16 protein-coding genes are annotated in these 23973 nt (G+C 47.7%); 4 read left to right on the top strand and 12 right to left on the bottom strand.

Translation table 11 applies throughout. The annotated features are described in order from the left end of the window. Positions 1-5 precede the first annotated feature (5 nt). The 8 genes from AC1XTG_RS05715 to AC1XTG_RS05680 all read right to left on the bottom strand — a co-directional run bounded on the left by AC1XTG_RS05715 (position 6) and on the right by AC1XTG_RS05680 (position 11839). Complete coding sequence (locus AC1XTG_RS05715) at positions 6-1568, bottom strand: M61 family metallopeptidase (RefSeq protein WP_484841330.1); 1563 nt, start codon at positions 1566-1568, stop codon at positions 6-8. 17 nt (positions 1569-1585) lie between these two features. After that, positions 1586-3139, bottom strand: coding sequence for a M20/M25/M40 family metallo-hydrolase (locus AC1XTG_RS05710; RefSeq protein WP_484841329.1), 1554 nt, complete (start codon positions 3137-3139; stop codon positions 1586-1588). A gap of 5 nt (positions 3140-3144) precedes the next feature. After that, positions 3145-4587 (bottom strand): APC family permease, encoded by a 1443-nt coding sequence (locus tag AC1XTG_RS05705; protein ID WP_484841328.1) that lies wholly within the window; start codon positions 4585-4587, stop codon positions 3145-3147. 49 nt (positions 4588-4636) lie between these two features. Beyond that, complete coding sequence (locus AC1XTG_RS05700; RefSeq protein ID WP_484841519.1) at positions 4637-6292, bottom strand: DUF885 family protein; 1656 nt, start codon at positions 6290-6292, stop codon at positions 4637-4639. 237 nt (positions 6293-6529) lie between these two features. After that, complete coding sequence (locus AC1XTG_RS05695) at positions 6530-7861, bottom strand: NAD(P)/FAD-dependent oxidoreductase (RefSeq protein ID WP_484841327.1); 1332 nt, start codon at positions 7859-7861, stop codon at positions 6530-6532. Between the two features lie 73 nt (positions 7862-7934). Further along, complete coding sequence (locus AC1XTG_RS05690; protein WP_484841326.1) at positions 7935-8936, bottom strand: 4-hydroxyproline epimerase; 1002 nt, start codon at positions 8934-8936, stop codon at positions 7935-7937. A 126-nt stretch (positions 8937-9062) separates the two neighbouring features. After that, positions 9063-10538 (bottom strand): aldehyde dehydrogenase (NADP(+)), encoded by a 1476-nt coding sequence (locus AC1XTG_RS05685; protein WP_484841325.1) that lies wholly within the window; start codon positions 10536-10538, stop codon positions 9063-9065. A gap of 362 nt (positions 10539-10900) precedes the next feature. After that, positions 10901-11839, bottom strand: a complete 939-nt coding sequence (locus tag AC1XTG_RS05680; RefSeq protein WP_484841324.1) for a dihydrodipicolinate synthase family protein — start codon at positions 11837-11839, stop codon at positions 10901-10903. A gap of 267 nt (positions 11840-12106) precedes the next feature. Here AC1XTG_RS05680 and AC1XTG_RS05675 point away from each other — a divergent pair, with 267 nt between their 5' ends. From AC1XTG_RS05675 to AC1XTG_RS05660, 4 genes are all read left to right on the top strand, one after another. Then, a complete protein-coding gene (locus AC1XTG_RS05675) occupies positions 12107-13198 on the top strand; it encodes a Gfo/Idh/MocA family protein (protein ID WP_056279897.1) in 1092 nt (363 codons plus the stop codon). A gap of 537 nt (positions 13199-13735) precedes the next feature. Continuing rightward, positions 13736-16984 (top strand): SusC/RagA family TonB-linked outer membrane protein, encoded by a 3249-nt coding sequence (locus AC1XTG_RS05670; protein WP_484841323.1) that lies wholly within the window; start codon positions 13736-13738, stop codon positions 16982-16984. A 38-nt stretch (positions 16985-17022) separates the two neighbouring features. Then, positions 17023-18591: a RagB/SusD family nutrient uptake outer membrane protein gene (locus AC1XTG_RS05665; protein ID WP_409012495.1), complete on the top strand. Its 1569-nt coding sequence runs from the start codon at positions 17023-17025 to the stop codon at positions 18589-18591. Between the two features lie 126 nt (positions 18592-18717). Next, a complete protein-coding gene (locus AC1XTG_RS05660; protein ID WP_484841322.1) occupies positions 18718-20721 on the top strand; it encodes a T9SS type A sorting domain-containing protein in 2004 nt (667 codons plus the stop codon). A gap of 49 nt (positions 20722-20770) precedes the next feature. Here the strand turns inward: AC1XTG_RS05660 and AC1XTG_RS05655 are convergent, their stop codons facing one another. From AC1XTG_RS05655 to AC1XTG_RS05640, 4 genes are all read right to left on the bottom strand, one after another. Then, a complete protein-coding gene (locus AC1XTG_RS05655) occupies positions 20771-21547 on the bottom strand; it encodes a TIGR00266 family protein (protein ID WP_056279888.1) in 777 nt (258 codons plus the stop codon). A 58-nt stretch (positions 21548-21605) separates the two neighbouring features. After that, positions 21606-21863 carry a hypothetical protein gene (locus AC1XTG_RS05650; protein ID WP_484841321.1) on the bottom strand — a complete coding sequence of 86 codons (258 nt, stop codon included), beginning with the start codon at positions 21861-21863 and terminating at the stop codon, positions 21606-21608. Between the two features lie 110 nt (positions 21864-21973). Further along, positions 21974-23524, bottom strand: a complete 1551-nt coding sequence (gltX, locus tag AC1XTG_RS05645) for a glutamate--tRNA ligase (protein ID WP_056279885.1) — start codon at positions 23522-23524, stop codon at positions 21974-21976. A gap of 71 nt (positions 23525-23595) precedes the next feature. Next, positions 23596-23964, bottom strand: a complete 369-nt coding sequence (locus AC1XTG_RS05640; protein ID WP_056279883.1) for a Rid family detoxifying hydrolase — start codon at positions 23962-23964, stop codon at positions 23596-23598. Between the last annotated feature and the right edge of the window lie 9 nt (positions 23965-23973).

Below are 23973 nucleotides of genomic sequence, written 5' to 3'. Positions count from 1 at the left end.
GCATTTCATTCCCCTCCCTTGCTCCATCCTGCAAAAATCGCCTTTTGCAATTCTGTCGGGTTGTCCATTGGTGTTATGGTGAAGGCTTTTTCAATCCGCTTTACAGTTACTCCGTCTTTTGTTTCTGATATCTCTTTAGGACTAGTATCAATATCCAGCCCGGCGTAGCCCAGGTACTTTTTGTAGTCCGGCTCGGCTGTTGTGTAAATGTAGCTGAACAGTTCTTCCAGCGGGTTGCCGGCTACTTTTCCGATCGTTTCGCGGAGTTCGTTTTCAGTAAAGCCGCGGTTTTTCTTTTTATAAAAATTATTGTAAAGCTTGCGCATTACATCGTCGAGCGACTTCTTGTTCTGCGTTTCATGGCGGATCGCCAAGTCAAACAGCAGCCCAACCACCGGCCCTTTCTGATACACTGAAATTGTCTTGTTCACCTCATCGCCGGTGCGCCCAAACGGACCGTCTGACCAGGTTTGTGCACTTGCCTGCGCGAGTGACTGGTGAAGTCTGCCGGGCTTATTTTCGACATTTGCGATCTGATTTTTGAAAAAATCCAGCATTTTCTCCATTGTCAGAAGCCCCGCTTCTTTCATGATCAGCGGCTCATAGTACACCGTCAAGCCTTCCGAAACCCACAGCAGATTTGTCCGACTTCCATTTTCATAGTCAAACGGACCGAGCTCTACCGGGCGGATCCTTTTTACATTGTAATGATGAAAATACTCGTGCGTAATAAATCCAAGCATTCCATCCCAGCCACGTGCATTGAGCTGGTCGCCGCTGAAACTGATCGTAGTAGAATTCAAATGTTCAATCCCACCCTGCCCTGGACCAATCGCAATGAATGTGTAATGCTTATAAGGCATATCGCCGATCAGCGAAGAAGCTTTTTCAACGATTTTCCTGATATCCGACATTAACCTTACTTTGTTAAATTCCCCCAGTTTGTAACCTATAAACCGGTGAGGAATTCCCTTCACTTCAAATGCAGGTAATTCTTCGAGGTTACCGATCAGGAACGGACTGTCGTACAGGATATCAAAATCAGGAGCCGAGTAGGAAAACCGCTTTTCAGCAATGGAGTCCAGTCCGGTCGCTACCCTGTTCCAGTCTTTATAAGGTACGATGGTCACTTCCGCAGGTATTTTGATTTTTTGATCCACGTACATAAATACACTTGCTGGTGTAATATAACCGTGTTCCGCATCAAGATAGCTCGTCGCAACAAATTTGCGCGTGGTTTTTACATTGTATTCCACAGTAAGCTGCTTTATAGCTTTTGTCGCGATCACCCAACCCGTTTTGCCTGATCGTTTCCATTCCAGCACATTCCCTTGTGAATCTTTAACCGAAAACTCCGCGACATGATCAGCATAATCCATCAGCTGGTAGTAACCCGGTGTCCAGTCAGGCATTTTGAGCACAAGACTGTCAGACTTTTCAGGTTTGTAATCGAGTGTCACATGGAAAGTGTGGCTTGCCGGATCTTCCATTGAAACAACATATTTCATTGGCTCCCGGGCAAAAACCAGACTGCTCACTATTGAAAAATAGCAGATTAGGAACTTCATCGGTAAAAATTTGGGTGTTATCTCTTGCTTCCCGGCTGCGGCTGAGGCGCGGGCATCGGCTTTCTTGGGATTTTCTGATCCATTTGCGCGGTGTTGTATACAAATGCAGCCACTACCACCGCCATTTGTTTCAGATCGTCCATCACCAGGCGCTCATAAGTATCAGCATTGGTATGATGCGTGCGGGTACCATATTCAATTCCGTCCTGAATAAACTGAAAACCCGGGAGGCCTAATGCATCAAATGCAAGGTGGTCCGTACCTCCGGTATTGCGCGAAGTGACTGTCGGGTGATCAATGATATCAGAGAATGCATTCAGCCATTTGTCAAAAATCGGGCGCACTCCTTCATTGCCTTGCAGGTAAATCCCACGAATGCGGCCGGTACCGTTATCGATGTTATAGTAAGCAGATAGTTTCTCGTGCGCCGGCAGCAACTTCATCGTTTCCATATCGCCGAATGTATTTTTTACGTAAAAACGTGAACCGTACAAACCCTGCTCTTCACCCGACCAAAGTGCAATCCTGATCGTCCTGCGCGGCTTCAAACCTGCCGCTTGCAAAATCCTCACAGCTTCCATCATCACCGTACAACCCGCCGCATTGTCCGTCGCGCCGGTTGCGCTGTGCCACGAATCGAGGTGCCCGCCGAGCATAACGATTTCGTCTTTCAGCTTGGGATCGGTACCGGGTATTTCGGCGATTACATTGCCTGTTGTTAATTTCTTATCGTAAAAAGTAGTAGCCGATTCAGCTTCCAGCGTGACCGGGATACCATCTTCCACCAACCGGGCAACAAGTCCCGCGTGCTCAGGCGCTACTTCAAATGCAGGTCCGGCCAGTGGTGCGCTCCCTTTGAAAGAAGCTCCGTTGCTCGTGAAGAAGGTACCGTGCTTGCCCATGCGGCCGGCAATTTCCAGCTTAACCTTCTGCGACTTCAATGTACTGTCGACCCGGCTCCTGAAAGAACGCATCGTCCGCATTCGTTCGGCTTGCTCGGGCGTAAAATTGTTCTGACCAAATGGAACAGAATTGGTCATTTTTTCAAGATCCTCGGCTGTATAACGCTTGGCATCGGGCGTGAAGCTCGGGTCTGTGCTGGCATTTCCTTTTGTCAGTACGATCTTGCCGTCGAGCTTCCCGTCCGCATACTTTTTCAGGTCCTCTTCATTCTGGATATCGACCACAACGACCTCGCCTTTAATCAGCCCGGAAGTCCCGGAAGTCCAGGCTTTGGGAATTGCGATAAAAGGCATATAATAAGGTTTGGTCATCGCCAGGTAGCTTTTTTCTACTTGCCAGCCTTTTCCGAATTCGCCCCATTCTTCCAGTCGCGCATTCTGTAATCCCCATTTTTTCATCTCTCCTACTGACCAGTCTGCCGCGCGCTGAAAGCCCGGAGAATTGGTAAGTCTCGGCCCGGCAACATCCGTCAGCTGATGGGCTATCTCGGCTACTTTTGAGTTTTCAAGACCTTCCTTGCGGATTTTGGCGATAGCTGCCTGATCCATTTCCTGAGCGATCGCCAGCCCGGGAAAAAACAGCAAAAGTGAATAAAGAGGGAATTTCATATGTGCTAAACTATATCTGTGGTCGTAATATCTTTTTTACCGATGAAATAGTAAACCGGAATACCAAGCAACACAATGATTAATCCGGGCCAGGTGTATTCAGGTTTGTAAATAATAAGAAGCACGCAAAACGCCACGCCCATAACAATATAAATGATCGGCAGGAACGGATAGCCAAATGCTTTGTACGGACGAGGCACATCCGGCATTTTCTTTCTCAATATAAATATTCCGATGATGGTAAGCATGTAGAACACTACCACTACGAATGAGATCATATCCAGCAGGTTTCCATACTTACCACTCAGGCTCCATAAACAGGCAATCACACACTGTATCCAGAGACCAAATTCCGGCACAGAGTTCTTGTTTAAAGTCCCTACCTTCTTGAAAAACATTCCGTCTTTCGCCATGGAATAATATACGCGCGCACCTGACATAATCAGTCCGTTGTTACATCCAAAGGTCGAAATCATGATCATAACTGCGATAATGATCGTTCCTGCATTACCAAAAATGACGTGAGAGGCAGTTACCGCGACCCTGTCTTTATCGGAAGATGCAATTTCCTGCAAGGACAAAACACCTGTGTACATCACGTTGGTAAGCAAATAAATAACCGTAACAATGATCGTCCCCAATGCAAGGCTCAGTCCGATATTACGTTGCGGGTTCTTGATCTCGCCAGCGATAAAAGTTACATTATTCCACGAATCGCTGCTAAAAATAGAACCAACCATCGAAGCTGCTATCGCACCGAACGCGGCTATGGTTGTATAGGATTCAATGCTGCCGTCGATATTCAACTTGTGCAAGTCCCACATCGTGGCAGAGTCCCAGTTGGCTGCCCATATCTCGGGTTTCATAAAGAGCAGACCGAAAACGATCAGCCCCAGCAAGCTCAGCAGCTTCGTCAGCGTGAATGTAGTCTGTATGATTTTCCCGCCATTTACACCACGTGTATTAATAAACGTCAGCAAAACAATGAGCACCAGCGAAAGGAGCTGCGCGGGTGAAATCCTGATAAAACCCAGATCAAATGCGACCAGATCTTCACTGAACATCGGCAACAGATAAGCCGTGAATTTGGCAAAAGCCACAGCCACAGCCGCAATCGTTGCGGTTTGGATCACTGTAAAAAAACTCCATCCGTATAAAAACCCGATCAGTGAATTATATGCTTCTTTGAGATAAACATATTGCCCGCCTGCTTTGGGAAACATTGCGCTGAGCTCGCCGTAGCTCAATGCGGCCGTCAGTGTCATAAAGCCGGTGATTAGCCACACAAACATCAGCCAGCCTACGCTTCCTGTATTTCTTGTGATATCCGCACTTACAATAAAAATCCCGGAACCGATCATGCTGCCAGCAACCAGCATGGTAGCATCCATCAGGCCGAGCGAGGGTTTAAACGAGGTTTTTTCTTCAACAGGAGTTTCAGGCAACATACAGGGTTAGGTTTTAAAGGGCGGTTTATACAAAATGTAAGCTACGATATTATTTGAAACTATAAAACTTCCATTGGGTTTTGAAGTCGCGCTTTAATGCCTGGTTTGTCAGCGCCGCGCGGAGCATTTCGATCGGCATATTATTCTCCTTCATCACAGCGTCATGAAATTGCTGGAAGGTCATTTTACCACTGTCTACCAGTTCCTTTTTAAGACTGAAAATCTGCAACCCGCCAATGAGATAGGCGATCTGGTACAATGGACTATAATTACCCTGAAAGGAGCGGCGTACTTCGCCTTCCGCATTCGCGCGCTCGTGCCCTACCCTGTCAACCAGGAAATCAATGCACTCCTGCGGTGTCCATTTACCCAAATGATAATTCAGAGAGAAGATAATGCGCGCGCAACGGTGCATCCGCCAGAACAGCATCCCGATGCGCTCTTCAGGCGTCTTGGCAAAACCTTTGTCGTACAGCAGCAGCTCCCAGTACAAAGCCCAGCCTTCCGTCCAGAACGGTGTGCCGAATTCCTGGCGGTAAGACTTGTACCTGCTCCGCATATAATACTGCAAATGGTGCCCCGGTACCAGCTCGTGGTGAACCGTGGAGCGTGAAAAATAAGGATTGTTACCGCGCATACTCATGAGCTTGTCCTCATGGTTCATGGTATTGGTGGGATAGGAAATGATAATGTCGCGGCCGCCGAGAAAAAACGGGTTGACCAGCTGGCGCTCAGGTGTCATCATCTGCATTCCCCAGGTTTCATCGGCGATTTCCGGGTATTGATACAGGTTGTTTTTGGTGATAAATTCTTTCGCATCGTTGTAGAGCTTCATGATCAATGCGGGTTGCTCACCTTCCGGCACAAAGCTGTTCTTTACCTTTTCCTGCGCCTTTTGCCAATCTTTACCAAAGCCCATTTCCTGCGAAGCTTTCAGCAGTTCTTTATCGCACCAGGCAAATTCCTTGTCAGCCAGTTCAATCAGCTCCTCCGGCGTATAGCTGATCATCTCTACGCCCAGTTGCCGGATCAGCTCGTCGCGACCAATTGGTACGCCTTTGATGCCGCTTTTATCCTCTTTTTGCGTGGTATTGAGTTTGCCTTTGCTTTTGATCGATTTGGCATAAACTGTCAATGCACTGTCCAGAGCCTGGTAAGGCTTCGGCACCCACCAGGTAAACATCGGGTCATAACCATTGTAAAAGTCATAAACCCCTTTCAACCGCTCCTCCATTCCCTTGATCGCGTCTTCTGCGCGGGTAGCGAGGGGCATATCGATATTGTCAACCTTTTTCAGGGATTCGGAAGCAGCATTTACTTCTTTCAAAACTGAATTAAGCTCGGCTGCTACTTTCTGTCCTTCTACGGTAGCCCCGCGCCTGCGCTGCTTTTCCAATGCATAAATTTTGTCTGCGAAAGGAATGTACTTCGTAATGAGGTTGTATTCCTTTTCTTCTTGTGCGAGGCTGAACAGATGGTCATCGATATTTCTTTTTAACAAAATATAATCCACCTTGCCGTAAATGCTCATGGCATCGAAATCCACTTTGGAAAGCCTGGCCAGATAATCCTTGTCAACTTCGGTCAGTCTTTTCCGCTGCTCGGGAGAGTTCAACACGTAGGAAGGCGCCGCAAATCCGCGACCGCGGACGAGCATAGGAGAGTAAAAAGAACGCACTGCCTGAATATCCGCATCATACTGCATCACCAGCCCGGCAGTCTCACTTGTCTGTTCGTAAAGGTTGAACTTTGACTTTTGAGCGAGGGAGTCGTTGCCGGCAATACAAGCAAACGCCAGACTGAAAAGCAGGGAGTAGTAGTGCTTTTTCAAAGGTGGGAGTTATGTTTAAAGGTTAGGAATGTATCTAGGCTGTAATGTTGCGTGGTGCACTCCCTTCGACCGCCCGGCGGCCCGGTGCGCTCAGGGTGACAAAGTGTGTTACTAATTATACCGCTCCGGATTGTACAATACCGTACTTACCGAAGTCGCGCTTCTATCTGCCAGCTCTGCTACTACTTTTCCGGTTGCAGGCCCGAGGCTGATCCCCATCATGCCGTGGCCGCCGGCTACGATCAGGTTTTTCAGTTTTTTACTATATCCCAGGTAAGGCAGTCCGTCTGGCGAGCAGGGACGGAAACCGTACCATATCCTTTCTTTCGACGGAACAGCTACATTCAGCTCCGGGTAGTATTTCGGAATCGCATTCACGATCCCTTCCACCCGGTTCATGTTAATTTTGTCGTTCACAGCCGCGAGCTCCATTGTACCGCCAAAGCGAACTTGTCCGTTCATGGGCGTCACCGCAACGCGGGCTTCGATCAACAAGGCGGGATGTACAATCGGATGCGCTGCATTGGGCTGCATGAAGGAATATCCCTTGCCAGGCATAACAGGAATGGAAAGTCCGGCGAGCTTCGCCAGCTGCGGCAGCCAGGTACCTCCCGTCATCACCACGATATCACTTTCATATTTACCCTGCGTAGTTTCAACAGCTTTTACTTCTCCATTCTGAATGGAATAACCGGTTACTTCTGCATTGGTAATAACCTTTGCACCTTTTGATTTAATAAATTTCAGGAGCTGGTTAAACAATGCAGTTGGATACAAATGCGCATCGCAATGGTAATGCACCGCGCCCGCTACATCGAGCTTCAAACCGGGCTCAATCGCTTGCACCTGCTCTTTGGAAAGCATTTCAACATCCAGCCCGAGCTTTTGCGCATCTTTGCCTACGTGGATTTCTTCCTCTCCCGCTTTTTCGGTTTTATAGAGCATTAAAATGCCTTTTTCTTCCAGACCGAAATTGAAGCCTTCTTCTTTCGCGAGGTCTTCGTACAATTTCTTACTGAGCAAGTGGTAATCGCGCAGGTAAGGTGCTGCGCGTTCGACATTGGCGGGAGTGGCCGCTTTCATAAATTTCAATCCCCACGAAATCAGTGAAAAATCAAGGGAAGGTTTTACGTAAAAAGGGCTGCGGCTATCAAACATCCATTTAATGCCTTTGGAAACCATTCCTGGTGCAGCAAGCGGAATAAAGTGGCTCGGCACGATCATACCCGCATTTCCATGTGAGCAGTTGTCGCTTAGATCACCCTTATCGAGCAAAGTCACATTCCAGCCACTTTTCTGTAAATAATAAGCCGAAGCCAAACCCATTATGCCGCCTCCGATAATGGTAGTGGTGCCTTTGTTAGCTGTCGGCTGTCGGCCATCGGCTGTCGGCCTTTCGTTGGTGCTTGCCGGAATGATCGTTTGTGTTGAGGAAGTTGACATGATGTCTTTATTATTATGCTAAATCAAAAAGCTGACTGCCGACTGCCGACAGCCGAAGTAAACCAACAGCTTCTCAAATCACCTGAAACCCATACGCATACGGATCTTCTTCGTCGTCGATGAAAATGTTGTTGTAGCCTGTCACTACGGCCCAGCCTTCGATTCCTGGTATGATGGCGGGTTTGTCGCCTATTGTTACTTCGTCTTCAACAGTTCCGGTGAATTTGGAACCGATGATGCTTTCGTGGATGAATTTGTCGCCTTTTTTGAGCTTGCCTTTTGCGTGCCACTGGGCCATTCTTGCCGAGGTACCTGTGCCGCAGGGCGAGCGGTCGATCGCCTTATCTCCGTAGAAAACGGCATTTCTGGCCGTTGATGTGTTGTCAATTACTGCGCCTGACCACAGTATGTGGCTTAATCCGTTGATATGCTCATTTTCAGGGTGAACAAATGTGTATTGTTCGTTCAGGCGACGGCGTAGCACGCGCGACCAGCTGATCAACTGGTCGGCAGAGTAGTTTTCAAGTCCTTTGAAATTCTCCTGCGGATCAACGATCGCGTAGAAGTTACCTCCGTAAGAAACGTCAACAGTCAATGTACCCAGGTCAGGGCATTCAACTGTAAGGTTTTCGGCTGCTAAAAAAGACTTGATATTAACCAGCTTGACAGAAGTTACTCTTTTACCTTCCTGCTTGTATTCCACCAGAACCAATCCGGCAGGTGTTTCCAGCCGCAGCTTTCCTGGTACTTTGGGCGTTACCAATCCTTCCTGAATGGCAATGGTTACTGTTCCGATCGTTCCGTGGCCGCACATCGGCAGACAGCCGCTCGTCTCGATATACAGCACGCCAATGTCATTCGCAGGATCCACAGGCGGGTACAAAATGCTCCCGCTCATCATATCGTGACCGCGCGGCTCGAACATCAGCCCTTTGCGGATCCAGTCAAATTCTTTCAGAAAATGAAGCCTTCGCTCCATCATGCTATTCCCATTCAGCAAAGGACCGCCGCCAGCAACTACCCGAACCGGGTTGCCGCAGGTGTGGGCGTCGATACAAAAAAAAGTTTTGCGCATAAATATGGTCACTTCGGCTTTTGGCCATCGGCTATCAGCCTTTTTTAAGATCAATAAAAAACTAAATACCCAGTCAAAAGCCAGGACATCCAAAAGCCGGCTGCCGAAAGCCGACAGCCGAAGTATCTAAACCGCCTCCCTCGTCACCTCATTATTCACTGTCCGCCATATTCCCAATGGATTGGCGTTTTGCAATTCTTCGGGCAACAGTTCGTCGGGCCAGTTCTGGTAGCTCAATGGTTTTGTGAAACGTTTGATCGAATCCGGGCCAACTGACGTGAACTGGCTGTTGCTTGAAGATGGGAACGGGCCGCCGTGGTGCATGGATTTACATACTTCCACGCCCGTCGGGAAATTGTTAAAAATGATCCTTCCGCATTTATTCCGGATCACACTGATCAGCTCAGGATTTTGTGCAAGATCTTCATTCGTCGCGAGTAAGGTTGCAGTCAGCTGACCGTGCAACTTTTCGGCTACAGCCAGTACTTCACCTGCGTCTTTGCATTGAACGATCAATGCGAACGGACCGAAAACCTCGGTTTGCAGATCGTCGTTGATCAGGAAGTCTACACCGGAAACAGTAGCAACAGTTGCTGCTCCGTAACCTTCTTCGGCTTCGGCGGTAGCAGCAGACAGGATTTGCACACCGTTCAGCCCGGTTACTTTTTCACGGTTGGTGGTATAGCCCTTCGCAATTCCCGCATTGAGCATCGGAGCGGGTAGTGCTTTTAGTATTTCTTCATTTAAGCTTTCTACAAACTGATCCAGACCAGTGCCCTGCTCAGCGATTACCAGGCCGGGATTGGTACAAAACTGACCAACACCGAGTGTCAATGAGCCTGCATATTGCTTCGCCAGCTCTGCTGCTGCGGTCTGCAATTTTCCCGAAAACAGGAAAACAGGATTGATACTTCCCATTTCGGCAAATACCGGAATGGGCTCCGCACGCTTATTTGCTGCTTCCACCAACGCCAGACCGCCGCGGTTTGAACCTGTAAATCCAACTGCTTTGATCACCGGGTGTGTTACCAGTGCCTGTGCCTCTTCATTGGTCTCGCAAAAAATATGAGAAAAGGTGCCGGCAGGAAAACCGCTTTTTTCAACTGCACGCGATATCGCGTCAGCCATTATTTGCGATGTTTTCGGATGCCCGGGATGCGCTTTTACCAGGACCGGACAACCGGCTGCGATCGCGCTGGCAGTATCTCCGCCGGCCGTCGAGAATGCAAACGGGAAATTGCTTGCCCCGAAAACAGCTACCGGACCGAGCGCTACATTGGTTTTACGGATATCAGGCTTGGGCGGAGTTCTGTCCGGATTGGCAGTATCAATGCTCGCGTCCAGGCTGTACCCTTTTTCAAGCGCTTCTGCGTAGCTTCTCCATTGGAAGATTGTCCTGGCTTTTTCGCCTGTCAGTCTCGCCTCCGGCAAATTTGATTCTTCACGGGCAGTTTGTATCAGCTCGGGGCCAAGTGCTTCAATCTCGTCGGCGATCGTGCGCATTAGCTGAATGCGGCGGGCTATCGGATATTTTTGTATTTCTACGAAGGCTTGCTGTGTTATTTGCAACAGGTTTTCTAGCGTTTTCTGGAATGTGTTCATTTTGATATATTTTGATGTGGCTTGAAACGGCGGCTCGTGCGGAGTCCTTATTTTCCAAAACTACATTTTATCTAGAAAAGTCCCCTCTGCTAGCCTTGTCACCGATGTTTCGTCACTAGGCGACTGGTTCGCTTGCGGCTGCACCTGCTTGTTACCGATATTACGTCGCTATGCGACTGATGGGTTTGCGGGCTAGTTTTAGAAATCTTAAACCTGACATCAAGCCCCATCGGGGCAACATATCGGCACCACAACTATGCATACTTCCACCTGCCCCATCGGGGCAAAATATCGGTAACAGCAACTATGCATACTCGCACCTGCCCCATCGGGGCAAAATATCGGTAACAGCTAATCCGTGACTATGCCAGAGCAGTATCCGCCGTCAGGTTAAGGTAATCGGGCAGCACTGGTTGTGTTTCAATGGCTTTATCGATAATAGCCAGTACCCTTTCTCTTTCCTCACCTTTGAGTACCATTCGGGGCGCACGTACATACGCTGAACCGATTCCGGCTCTTTCCGCGGCCAGCTTGATGTTCTGAACCAGTTTCGGGTGAATATCAAGTTCCAGAAGCGGCAGGTACCAGCGGTAAACGGCCAATGCTTCTTTGTAGTAACCTGCTTTAACGAGGTTGAAAATGGCAACAGTTTCTTTCGGGAATGCATCTACCAAACCACCTACGACACCGTCAGCACCCAGCATCACTTCTTCCATAATCAGGGTATCGACGCCGCAGAAAATACGGAAACGATCTCCGAAGCGGTTAAACAGGCGCGTTACATTGCTTACATCGCGGGTAGACTCCTTGATCGCAACAACATTCGGCTCTTTCGCCAGTTCCTCAAACATTTCGAGCGTCACCTCGATCTTGTAATCGACCGGGTTGTTGTAAATCATCAAAGGCAAAGCAGTGCTCTGCGCGATGGTTTTGAAGTAAGTTACGGTTTCTTCGTCATCCGCTTTGTAGCGCATTGGAGGAAGCACCATCAAACCATCTGCACCGATTGTCTCAGCTTCTCTGGCAATGCTCACTGCCTCGGCTGTCGATTGTTCGGCGATACACAGCACGATCGGCATGTTTGCAGGAACCACATTTTTGGCGTATTTGACCAGCTCCATTTTCTCAGCTCTGGTGAGGGTACTGGCCTCTCCCAGCGACCCGGCCACGATAGCGCCGCTGATGCCTGCTTCTATCTGGGCTGCAAGATTTTTGCCGAACAGGTCAAAATCAATTGTGTCATCTGCTTTGAATGGAGTTAACAACGCAGGAAAAATGCCGTACCAGGATTCTTTGTTCATATCAATAAGTGATGTTGAAAATTCGAATAATGAATTTATTTCAAAGGTAAACGAATCACGCGACGCTGCTTTCTCATGTTTTAATCAATTATTTACCGATTTTAACCTGGATCGAAATAGTTGCCTTCTTGCATTCATCAGGCCCTATTCTCCCGAAAAACAGATTTTATCGCTATTTTTGACACTCAAAGCAGGTTAATCCTGTTATTCCTGTAATTACAGTTCTACATTCCTTCTTACCCGAAGTCTTAACATTACTATTCAATTATGTCATCTTTTGAAAACAAAAGCGCTATCCGTGTACTGGTTGTAGGTTGCGGTAATATGGGCGCTTCGCATGCATTTGCTTACCAGCTGCTGGACGGTTTCGAAATCTGCGGGATCGTTTCTACCGGTAAAAGCAAAGAGGTTTTGAACGAGAAACTCGGCGGCGGTTACAGTCTGTACAGCGACTACGAAACTGCATTGCAGGAAACAAAGCCTGATGCCGTTTGTATTTCCACTTACCCGGATACCCACGAGGATTTCGCGATCAAAGCATTGAAAGCGGGCGCGCACGTATTTATTGAAAAACCGCTGGCCGACAGTGTTGAAGGCGCCAAGCGTGTCGTTTCTGCGGCAATCGAAGCTGGCAAGAAGGTGGTAGTGGGGTACATCCTGCGGGTACATCCGTCTTGGGCAAGGTTTGTGACAGAAGCACAGAACCTGGGCAAACCGCTGGTTATGCGTATGAACCTGAACCAGCAAAGCCACGGCTATATGTGGGGCGTACACCGGAACCTGATGAAAAGCCTGAGCCCGATCGTGGACTGCGGCGTACACTATATTGATGTAATGTGCCAGATGACGCGCTCGACGCCCCTTCGCGTGAATGCGATCGGTGCGAGATTGACAGAAGATATTCCTGCAGGAAATTACAATTATGGTCAATTGCAGATCTGGTTTGAAGATGGTTCAGTGGGCTGGTACGAAGCTGGCTGGGGACCGATGATCAGTGAAACTGCCTTTTTTGTAAAAGATGTAATCGGACCGAAAGGCTCTGCTTCCATTGTTGCCAAAGATGCGGGAGGCGCTGGTAAATCTTCTTCTGTGGAAGCGCACACCAAGACTGAGTCAATCCGCATTCACCATGCTGACCTGAACGACAAAGACGAATTTACACAGGAAGATACCTGGATTAACCTGGAAGACGAACCCGATCACCAGGAACTCTGCAACCGCGAGCAGCTGTATTTCCTGAAAGCGATTACCGAAGATCTTGATCTGTCGGAGCACTTGGAAGATGCAGTAAGAAGCTTGCAGATCGCATTTGCATGTGATGAATCGGTACGTACGGGACGCACTGTGGATTTGATCTGATCAGCCGCAAGCCGGTAAATACATAGCAGTATAAAAAAGCCTCTTTGCAATATTGCAGAGAGGCTTTTTCTGTTTAATATCGTAAGTAACCTCTTGATTATTAACGTCTTAAAGGCCTGATTAAGTTGAAATTATGCAAACGTTTGCACAAATAATTATGTTTTGGCTATCGTAATAATAAAACTATGTTATAATATTGTAACTCCTTTTTAATACTTTATAATAATTCAAGCTGACACCATCAATTTTAAAGAACACTAAAGGAGCTGTTAGCAATCTGCTAAACTTCGCACCCGTGGTCAGAAAAGGCGTTTCATCACCGTACCTCCGTGATTAATTGAAAGAACTTGCCGGATTAATTTGAAAATCTTGAAAAACAATCAGCGCATCATTCTGGCCAAACCTAAATAGGAATAAAATCACATTTAATATCACTCTCATCGTTCTATACTCAATTTAACCAAAAATCCTTCTATGACTAAAAAATGAGCCAAGCTACAAAACCTAATTTATGAGAAACGTTTAACTAACCTTTAAATGAAAAATACCAATACCAAACAATGGTTGTTCCGCATGCGGGGCATCCGGAATTCTCTAGTACTCCTGCCCGCACTTTCATGTTCGGTCGTGGCAATGGCAGGTGTAGCTAATAACAACCGCACTTCAACTGTGATCGCAGTCGATAAGACGATCAAAGGAAAAGTAACAGACAAGGAAAATGGCGAGGGACTACCTGGCGTGAACGTTGTTTTGAAAGGTACCAGCACCGGAACAACAACAGACGGGACAGGAAACTATACACTGACTGTACCTGACAATGGCGGAACACTCGTGTTCAGCTTCGTTGGATATGTAGGTCAGGAAGCAGAAGTAGGCAACAGAACTACGATCGATCTGGCAATGGAATCTGATTCCAAAGCACTTAGCGAGGTAGTTGTAATTGGTTACGGTACTGCTAAAAAATCTGATTTAACAGGTTCAGTAGGCTCGGTAAAAGAAGAGCAGCTGAGAGAAAGACCAACTCCTTCATTGAACCAGGCATTGCAGGGTAAAATCTCCGGTGTACAGGTAAACGTGAACTCCGGACGTCCGGGTGGTCGTTCCAACGTACGTATCCGTGGTTTCAGCTCGATCAACTCTTCTAACAACCCATTGTATGTGGTAGATGGAGTTATGCTGCCGCAGGGTAACCAGAACCAGCAAAGCCAGGCGATCGACTACATTAACCCAAATGATATCGTATCGGTTGAGGTTTTGAAAGACGCATCTTCTACTGCGATTTACGGAGCAAGAGGAGCAAATGGTGTGATCATGATCACGACCAGAAGAGGTAAAGCCGGCGAAGGCGTTATCACTTACGGTCTTGACCTGAGCGTACCTACTGCTGGTCCTAAGAGAGCGAAAGTTTTGAATGCCCAGGAGTATCTGGACGTTGAAGATCTTTCCTACAGAAACATGGAGAAGTTCGACAAGGCAGGTTGGGACGCCGGCAAGTATCTAACACATAATCCGCAGGTTCGCCGTGCAAAGCTGGCACTGGACCACCCTGATGTTTTTACAGTTACGACGAACCCTGACGGTACAAAAAAATACGCTCCTAACTACGACACCAACTGGTTTGACGAATCTACCCAGCACCGTGTTTCTCAAAACCACCAATTGGGTTTTAGCGGCGGTAACAACAAAACCACCTACTCGCTGTCACTTAACTACCGCGACGACCAGGGTCTGATCAAAACATCTTACCTGAAACGTTATGCAACCCGTTTCAGCATCGATGATCAGGTTAAAAAATGGCTTCGCATCGGAGGTACATTGAGCTACAACAATCAGGCGGAGAACCTGGTAGATATCAACGACGCAGTGCCTCGTCAGATGGTGGAAGATTTTCCTTTCCTTCCTGTTAAATATCCTGACGGAACATTTGCAAACAACCGTGACTATCCTGGTGCAGAAGGTGCTTTCAGCTCAGTTCACCGTTTGAACGGACGTAAATACAACCTGAACACGCAGACTACATTGGGTAGCCTTTATGGAAACGTTACCCTGGCTCCTGGTCTTGAATTCCGCTCGGTGCTTGGTGTTAACATCATCAACCAGGAAGTAAACCAGTCACAGACCCGTACTTTGACTCCCAACGAATTGGGTACTGCCAGAAAAGAGAACAGAAAAGAGACTTTCTGGTCTTGGGAAAACTTGTTGACTTACAACAAAACATTCGGAATCCACTCCATTAATTTGCTTGGAGGTATTTCATGGCAAGAAACCAATATTTCAACTACTGCTATTGGTGCACAAAGCTTCTCTACTGATTATTTCGGTTTTGATAACCTTGGTGCCGGTGCGGTTCTGCCTTCTTCGAATCCATATCTTTCAGGTGCTTCACGTTTTGCATTTAACTCTTACTTCGGTCGTGCAAACTATACCTTGCTTGAAAAATACCTTTTCACAGTAACAGGTCGTGCAGATGGTTCTTCGAAATTTGGGGATAACCACAAATTTGCATTCTTCCCTTCTGCTGCATTCGCATGGAAAGTATCTGACGAAGAATTCCTGAAAGGTAACACGCTTATTTCAAGCTTGAAACTTCGTACCAGCTACGGTTTGACAGGTAACTCGGAGATTCCTCCATACTCGTCACTTCCTTTGCTGAGATCTAACTACGCAGCTGTTTACGGTGACACACGTATCGGTGGAACTGGTATCAACAGGTTGGCAAACAACGATTTGAGATGGGAAAAAACAGCTCAAACTGACGGAGGTCTGGAAATTAGCTTCCTGAAAGGAAGAATCTCTTTCGAGGCTGACTACTACTACCGCAAAACAACCGACATGCTTCTGGATGCACCAGTTCCACGTACAAGTGGCTACGCGGTGATCAGAAAGAACATCGGTTCAATGGAGAACAAAGGTTTTGAATTTGCATTGAACACAGTAAACTTTGAGAGAGCTAATTTCTCATGGAATACCAACTTCAATATCTCGTTCAACAGAAACAAAGTATTGTCGCTGGCTACACCGGCTGATATCTTCGGAGTGGGTGGTCCTTCGATCACTAACCAAACCAGCATCCTGCGTGTTGGAGAGCCGGTGGGTGCATTCTGGGGTCTTACCCGTCTGGGTACATGGAGCGAAGCGGAGGCTGACGAAGCTGCTAAATTCACCAGCTACCGTGGTAACCTGCAAATGCTGCCTGGTGATATCAAATACAAAGACCTGAACGGCGATTACAAAATCACTGACGCCGACCGTTCGATCATTGGTAATGGTAGTCCAAAAGGCTGGGGAACACTTTCCAACTCTGTGCGTTTCGGAAACTTCGATATGACACTTGACCTGCAATTCTCGTACGGAAACGACCTGATGGACATGAACCTGCATGCTAGTGAAGACCGTCAGGCGCTTGCCAACAGCTACGCAACTGTACTGAATGCATGGACTCCGCAAAATCAGAATACAATGATTGCCCAGATCCGTGATACAAAAGCAGGTTACGTGACGAACGTAGATACGCGCTGGATCTTTGACGGTTCATTCCTACGTGGACGTAACTTGTTGTTCGGGTACAACTTCCCGTCGGAAATTGCCAGCAAAATGAAAATGAGCAGACTGAGACTTTACGTATCGGCTCAAAACTTCTTCCTGCTTAGCAAATACCCACACGGTGACCCAGAGCAAACGCCTATCCGTGGTGGAGATTCAGACAACGTATTCTCGCAAGGTATGATCTGGCACAGCTATCCAAGACCAACCACTTACATGGGAGGTATACAGGTATCATTCTAACAACCAGATTATTGGGATTATCAAAAATGAAATTCAGTATGAAACTATATAATAAAAACTTTTCTAAGCTACTGCTTTGCGCGGCGATCCTGCTCGGCCCGACAAGCTGCTCCGACTTCCTGGACGAGCAAGACCCGTCGAACCTTCAACCGGATACGTTCTATACCATTCCTGACCACGCGGAAGCGGCTGTTGCTGCTACTTATGCAGAGATGCGTTTCTACGGACAAGGTGCTGGTATTTTCTCAGCCAACTGGCAAATGCTGGAAGCCGTAACAGGTACAGCAACAACAGAAACCGGCCAGAACTCGGATCTGAACAACTTGTATGCATTGATCTACGATGGGAATACAGGTCACATTGCCAACTTCTGGAATGGTCTGTACCGCGTTATTGCGAATGCAAACCTGGCGATCGAAAAGATTCCTGGTATTCAGTTCCCTGCTGCGAATGAAGCGCAGAAAACACGCTTGATCGGCGAGGCAAGATTTCTCCGTGCATGGGCGTATTTTTATGTGGTAAGACTTTGGGGTGACGCGCCTTTGATCACAAAGCCGCAAACTGCCGGTTCAGAAGATTTCTTCCCAACCAAAGCACCTCAGGAGGAAATTTACAATCTGATCGTGGAAGACCTTGCTGCTGCCGAAGCTGCTGGTCTGGCTGATTTCAACACCAACGGACGTGCTTCTAAAATGGCTGTGAAGTCGTTGATGTCAAAAGTATATCTGACAATGGCTGGATTTCCTTTGAGCAAAGGCGCATCGCACTACAAGCTGGCTGCTGACAAGGCACTGGAAGTGATTAACTATTCAAAAGCGAATCCTTCTACGCTGAATCTGTTTGCTACCTACAAGGAATTGCACCAGGAAAACCTGAAAAACCGGGTTGAGCACATCTTCCAGATCCAGTACAACACTGTAGTTGAACCTTTCCCTTTGAATGACTTCTTCCCGAACTTCAAGGCGGTAACCTATGCGGGTCCAAGTGGAACAGGAAGTACTGTACCTACGCGTTCGTTCTACAACTCTTACGAGACAGGCGACCTCCGTACCAAAGATCAGGAAGGCTGGTTCTACACATCTTACTATGAAAATGGTACAGGAGCTAAGTTTGATCTTGGACAGCCTTACGTATTCAAGTATTTCAACATTGCAGCGCTGGGTGGACCTGGTATTACACCAACAAGGCTTAATAACCTGAATGTTAACCAAATTCGCTTTGCAGAAGTATTGCTGATTTATGCAGAAGCTCAAAACGAACTTGGTGGCCCGAATGCAGAAGCATACGATGCCTACAAGCGAATTCGTGACCGTGCACAGCTGAAAACACCTGCAATGGCAACATTCTCGAAAACGAGTTTCCAGGAAGCAGTTTGGCGCGAGCGCTGGTATGAATTTGCATACGAAGGTATTACCTGGTTTGATATGGTACGTCTTCGTAAAGTGTTCAACGAAACCACTAAAGGCTTTGACAATTTCGTTGGTCACCGTAACCTGAACGTGTCAGGCGGAGCTCCTTTGCTCGAAAGACACCTGCTGTTCCCCATTCCCATCCCGGAAATCAGAAACAGCCCGAAACTGACCCAAAACCCGGGTTACGACGGATAGTCTATAAAGTTTTGCAGGAGCCGGTTCCAATTTGGGGCCGGCTCTTTTTGTTTTAAGCTATATATTGGCAGGATCAATCTTGAAAGAGAAAAAGCGTTATAAAGTCTGCGGCAAGAAGATCATCGTATGAAAATTTGGAAGTTTACTTTCTGGCTCCTGTTAATCCTTGCATTGCATACTGCAAAGGCGCAGGTTGCGGTCTTCTCGCCGGTCAACAACCAGGTCATGCAGCGGGATAGCAATGGCCGGGCGCGCATTCCGGTTACAGCTTACGCCTATTTTCCGTATTCCAGTATTAAGGCTTCGCTCTTTCCTGTTGAAGGTAACTCCAATGCGGTAAAAGAAATGACATTGCCAGGAGAGCAAATCAGTCAGGGGTTTCTCCATTTTGATTTCAATGTAGAAAGTGGCTGGTACCAGCTTAAAATAATCGCCCGCTCCGATCAGGGCATTGTGGATTCGGTTATAGTACCGAGAGTGGGTGTCGGAGAAGTTTTTCTGATATCAGGTAACTCCAATGCAATGGGACTGCCCGGCCTGGGTGCCAAAGATGCTTCTTCCAATGTGATCTCTTTCAACAAAACCAACAAAACACTCAACAGCGAAAATATCACGGTAGCCCCTGATGCGCCGATGCCGGCACCTGCATTTGAAATACTCAAAAAAGACAATTATGTATTCCCAAATGGCGAAACTGCCTGGTACTGGGGCGAACTGGGCGTAATACTCTCCCAACGCTGGAAATGCCCCGTATTGTTTTTCAACACTGCCTGGGCTGCCGCCAATTCAGAAAATTACCGCGATGCGGCAAGTGGCAAAGATGCTTACAATCTTTATGTAGGTAAGTTCTGGCCGAACCGTCAGCCTTACAGTAATATTATCAATACCATCAAATACCTGACAGCTTCTTCCGGCGTGCGCGCTATCCTGTTCTCTCACGGTGAAAACGACGCGCAACTGGGCTTCAAGGAAAATGATTATTTCAATTCGATCCGCACATTGATTGAAAACAGCAGGCGCTATACGGGCTACAACATTCCCTGGCTGGTGGCGCGGAACTCGGTGAGCCAGCTGCTGCCCAATCCCTATCTGCCCGTTTTGGAGGCGCAAAACCGATTGGCAGAGTTACCCGGTTTTAATGTATTTAAAGGACCTTACCTGGATACGGTACAGATCCCCAGACCAGTTTCCGGCCATTTTGAAAGTCTCCCTGGCGGAGTACCCGGACTTACCCTGGCCGCGACAGCCTGGAACCGCAGCCTGTCCGACTCGCTGGTTAAACAGCTTCATCCGGTACAGCCCGCATACTCCATTCACACCGGCGTAGTGCCTGCACTAGCCTATCCCGGCGCTGCTTTTTCACTTCCCTACACTGTGAATGAGAATGTAGTTAATCCATTGATCCAGGCGGAGCTGCTTGATCGGGAGGGAAATTTTGTGGATACATTAACTATTGCAAATAACAACCCGCTACGCATTCAGCTCCCGCGGGACCTTGCCAACGGGACTTACCGCATCAGGCTGGCGGGGATAAATCCTACCATTCCCGGCAGCGTTTCCGATTCATTTTATGTAGACAGGAGCTATTTCCAGGTCGATTTTGTCAGCAGGATTTCAGCCCGGCTTGCCGGTACATCGATTTATGTTTCGTGGCTCCTGGCAGTAGACCCTCAACTTCGTGAAATAACGTTACAGAAAACAACCGACGGGATCAACTACTCCGATCTTCAAACATTCAATACGTCACAGACACAGTCGGAGGTATTTGGTTATCGGGACACTGACGCAGAATCCGATGCTATTTTTTACCGGTTAAAGATGCAGTACAATAGCGGCAGTACCTCGTTTTCGCGCGTTGTCACATCCTTTCGAAACGGTGGCCCTGCAGATTTCACGGTATTTCCGAACCCAGTAGGTCGCGGCATTTTTTACCTGAAAACCAAAGAAGAAGAACCTGTCTCATGCAAGCTATTTGATGCAGCCGGGCGGCAGCATCCCATTCATTTTTCAGACCGTGAAACGATCGGATTAATTACAGTACGGCCAGTTGAGGTACTTCCGGCGGGTATTTACATTCTGAAAATTACCACCGCAACTAGCAGCGTTTCCCGGCGGGTCCTGGTAAAATAAAAAAGGCAGAACCAAGTTCTGCCCATTCTTATTCTTACATAACTTTTCTCTATTCAAACAGGTTGCCCAAGCCCCCGATAATGGAGCCGCTTTCCTTATTTGCATTCGGTCCGGCAGTGGAAAGCCGCTGGATCAGCTTGGAAATCGGCATAGACTGGATCCAGCAACGACCGGTACCGCGCAAGGTTGCCAGGAACATTCCCTCGCCGCCAAATACCATGGATTTGAGTCCGCCTGAACGCTGGATATCGAAGCTCAGTGATTGCTCAAACGCCACCACGCAACCTGTATCTACGCGCAGTGTCTCATTGTTGAGCTGGCGTTCCATTACCACGCCTCCGGCATGCACAAACGCCATTCCGTCGCCTTTGATCTTTTGTAAAATAAAACCTTCCCCACCAAACAACCCTGAACCAAAACGCTGGTTGAAGTGGATTTTCATGCTGGTACCCATTGCAGCGCAGAGGAAACCATCTTTTTGCACGATCAGCTCATTTCCATAAATCTTGGAAAGGTCGATCGGCATAACAGTTCCCGGATAAGGAGCCGCAAATGCCACCTTTTTCTTGCCTACACCGCGATTCGTAAAGTGCGTCATAAAGAGCGACTCCCCGGTTATCAGACGGGTACCTGCCTGGAAAATCTTGCCCATGATGCTCTGGTTTGCTTCGGAACCATCGCCCATCTTGGTTTCAAACTGGATACCGTCCTCCATGAAGAGCATTGCGCCGGCTTCTGCAATCACGGTTTCGTTAGGGTCAAGCTCGATTTCTACAACCTGAATATCGTCGCCGATAATCTTGTAATCAATTTCGTGTGAGATCATTTTTCGTAAAGGTTATCAGTAAAATATCAATCACTACATTAAACCACGTCAATCCTCGCTACTCCTCTTCTTCCTCTTCTTCTTCAGATGTTTTCTTCTTCGACTTACGCGTTTTTCTTCCCGGAATATCCTCCCGGTCGCGCAGCTTCTTGTCGTCCACATTCTTGTTCAGAAATTCATTGATCTTATCCATATCGAAGCTCGTTGTAATCTCTCCGAATGAATTGATCTGAATGTCAAAACCATCCAGGTCTTTATGCACCCTCGGTTTCTCGGAAACCGGTTTGGAAGAATCGTTTTGTTTCTTTTTAGCCATTTTGTTTAAAGGGCAACAGAATTACTCGCGTAACCTGGATTTCAATGTTTACGAAAATAGATATTGTCAACCTGCAACCAACAGAAATTGATTGTTCGGTAATATAAATGCTATGCCAATCGTATTTGCTGTGACAGGCGGTTCAAAGCGTTTTCGAGCCGCTGTACTACTTCCTGCTTCCCTAGTATTTCCATGATGATCATCAGGTCGGGGCCGGCACCTGCGCCGGTAACTGCAAGCCGGAGTGCCTGCATTACTTTACCCATTTTGATTCCAAGCTGCTCCATCGTTGCCGATATCACTTCTTTGATCTCATGCGCTGTAAAGTCTCCGTTGTATGCTGCGAAAGCATCTTTCAAACCATTGATCGCGGTAACAGCTTCTTCATTCCATTTTTTCAATGCAACCTCCGCGTCGTAAGTCTCAGGCGCGCTGAAAAGGAAGAGCGACTCGCTCACGATCTCTTTCACAAAATGCACCCGCTCTTTCAGTAAATGAACGATCTGGGTAAGCTGGCCGCTGGTCACTTCTATACCTTGTGCAGCGTAAAGCGGTTTAAGCTGGTCAATCACAGCCTCGTCGCTCAACTGTTTCAAATATTGCTGATTGAACCAGTTGGCTTTTTGGATATCAAACCTGGCACCCGCTTTATGCACTCTTTCGAGGCTAAAAGATTGGATCAGATCTTCCATACTGAACAGTTCCTGCTCGGTACCTGCATTCCACCCAAGCAATGCAAGGAAGTTCGCAGTAGCATCTGGCAGGTAACCTTCCTCCCGAAACCCTTTTGCTTTGTCACCCGTGTTAGGATCGGTCCATTCCAATGGGAAAATCGGGAAACCACCCAGGTCTGCGTCACGTTTCGAAAGCTTTCCGTTTCCGTCTGGTTTGAGCAAAAGCGGCAAATGCGCAAACTGCGGCATTGTACTCTCCCAGCCCAGGTATCTGTATAACAAAACGTGCAGCGGAGCAGAAGGAAGCCATTCTTCCCCGCGGATCACGTGGGTAATTCCCATTAAATGATCATCCACAATATTGGCAAGGTGGTAAGTCGGCATACCGTCGGATTTCAGCAGGACTTTGTCGTCGATCTGCGAGGAATGCACCACTACCCAGCCGCGTACCAGGTCATTAAACCGGATTTCTTCTTTCGGACTGATCTTCATACGGATCACATAAGGATCGCCGCTTTCAATTCTTGCCTTGGTTTCGCCGATAGACAATGTCAGTGAATTGGTCATTTCCATGCGTGTGATCGCATTGTACTGTGCTGCTGCAACTTTGGCTGCTTCCAGTCGCTTCCGCATTTCGTCGAGCTGCTCGGGGGTATCGAAAGCATAGTAGGCCTTTCCCTCCAAAACCAGGCGCTCGGCGTATTCACGGTATATTTCTTTTCTTTCTGATTGCTTGTACGGCGCATGCGGACCGCCTTGCTGCGGACCTTCATCGATCCCGATACCCAGCCAGGAAAGCGCTTCCAATATGTAGTTTTCAGCGCCGGGAACAAACCGGTTCTGATCTGTATCTTCAATACGGAGCAACATTTGCCCACCTTGCTGCCGTGCAAAAAGGTAGTTATACAAGGCGGTACGAACTCCACCAGCATGCAGCGGCCCCGTAGGGCTGGGCGCAAATCTTACTCGAACTTGGGGTTTTGACATTGGTTGGAATATTAATACTTAAATTTTGTCATTATTGCTCGGTTGTTGTCATCAATGACAATAACAACACACTACTCTACTGCAATCACTGAAATCTCCACATTCACATCCTTTGGCAGTCTTGCTACCTGAACTGTTTCACGCGCAGGAGGCTCCTGGGTGAAAAAGCTGCCGTAAATTTCATTAACAGCGGCAAAGTCGTTCATATCCTTCAAAAAGATGCTGGCTTTCACCACGTTCTGAAAGCCAAGCTTCGCTGCACCCAGAATATGACCGATGTGCTGCATGACCAAACCCGTTTCCGCTTTGATATCGCCCGACTTGGCAGCTTCGGCAGCGATCTGGCCCGACACATAAAGTGTTCCATTCACTTTTACAGCCTGGCTGTAAGGACCAATCGGTGCCGGTGCTTTATCTGAGAATATAATTTCTTTTGGCATAAGTAATAA

The organism is Dyadobacter sp. HNCC25DJ183 (genome assembly GCF_056895175.1).
Note: the sequence above shows the minus strand (reverse complement) of the source record. Positions and strands in the feature narration are given on the sequence as shown.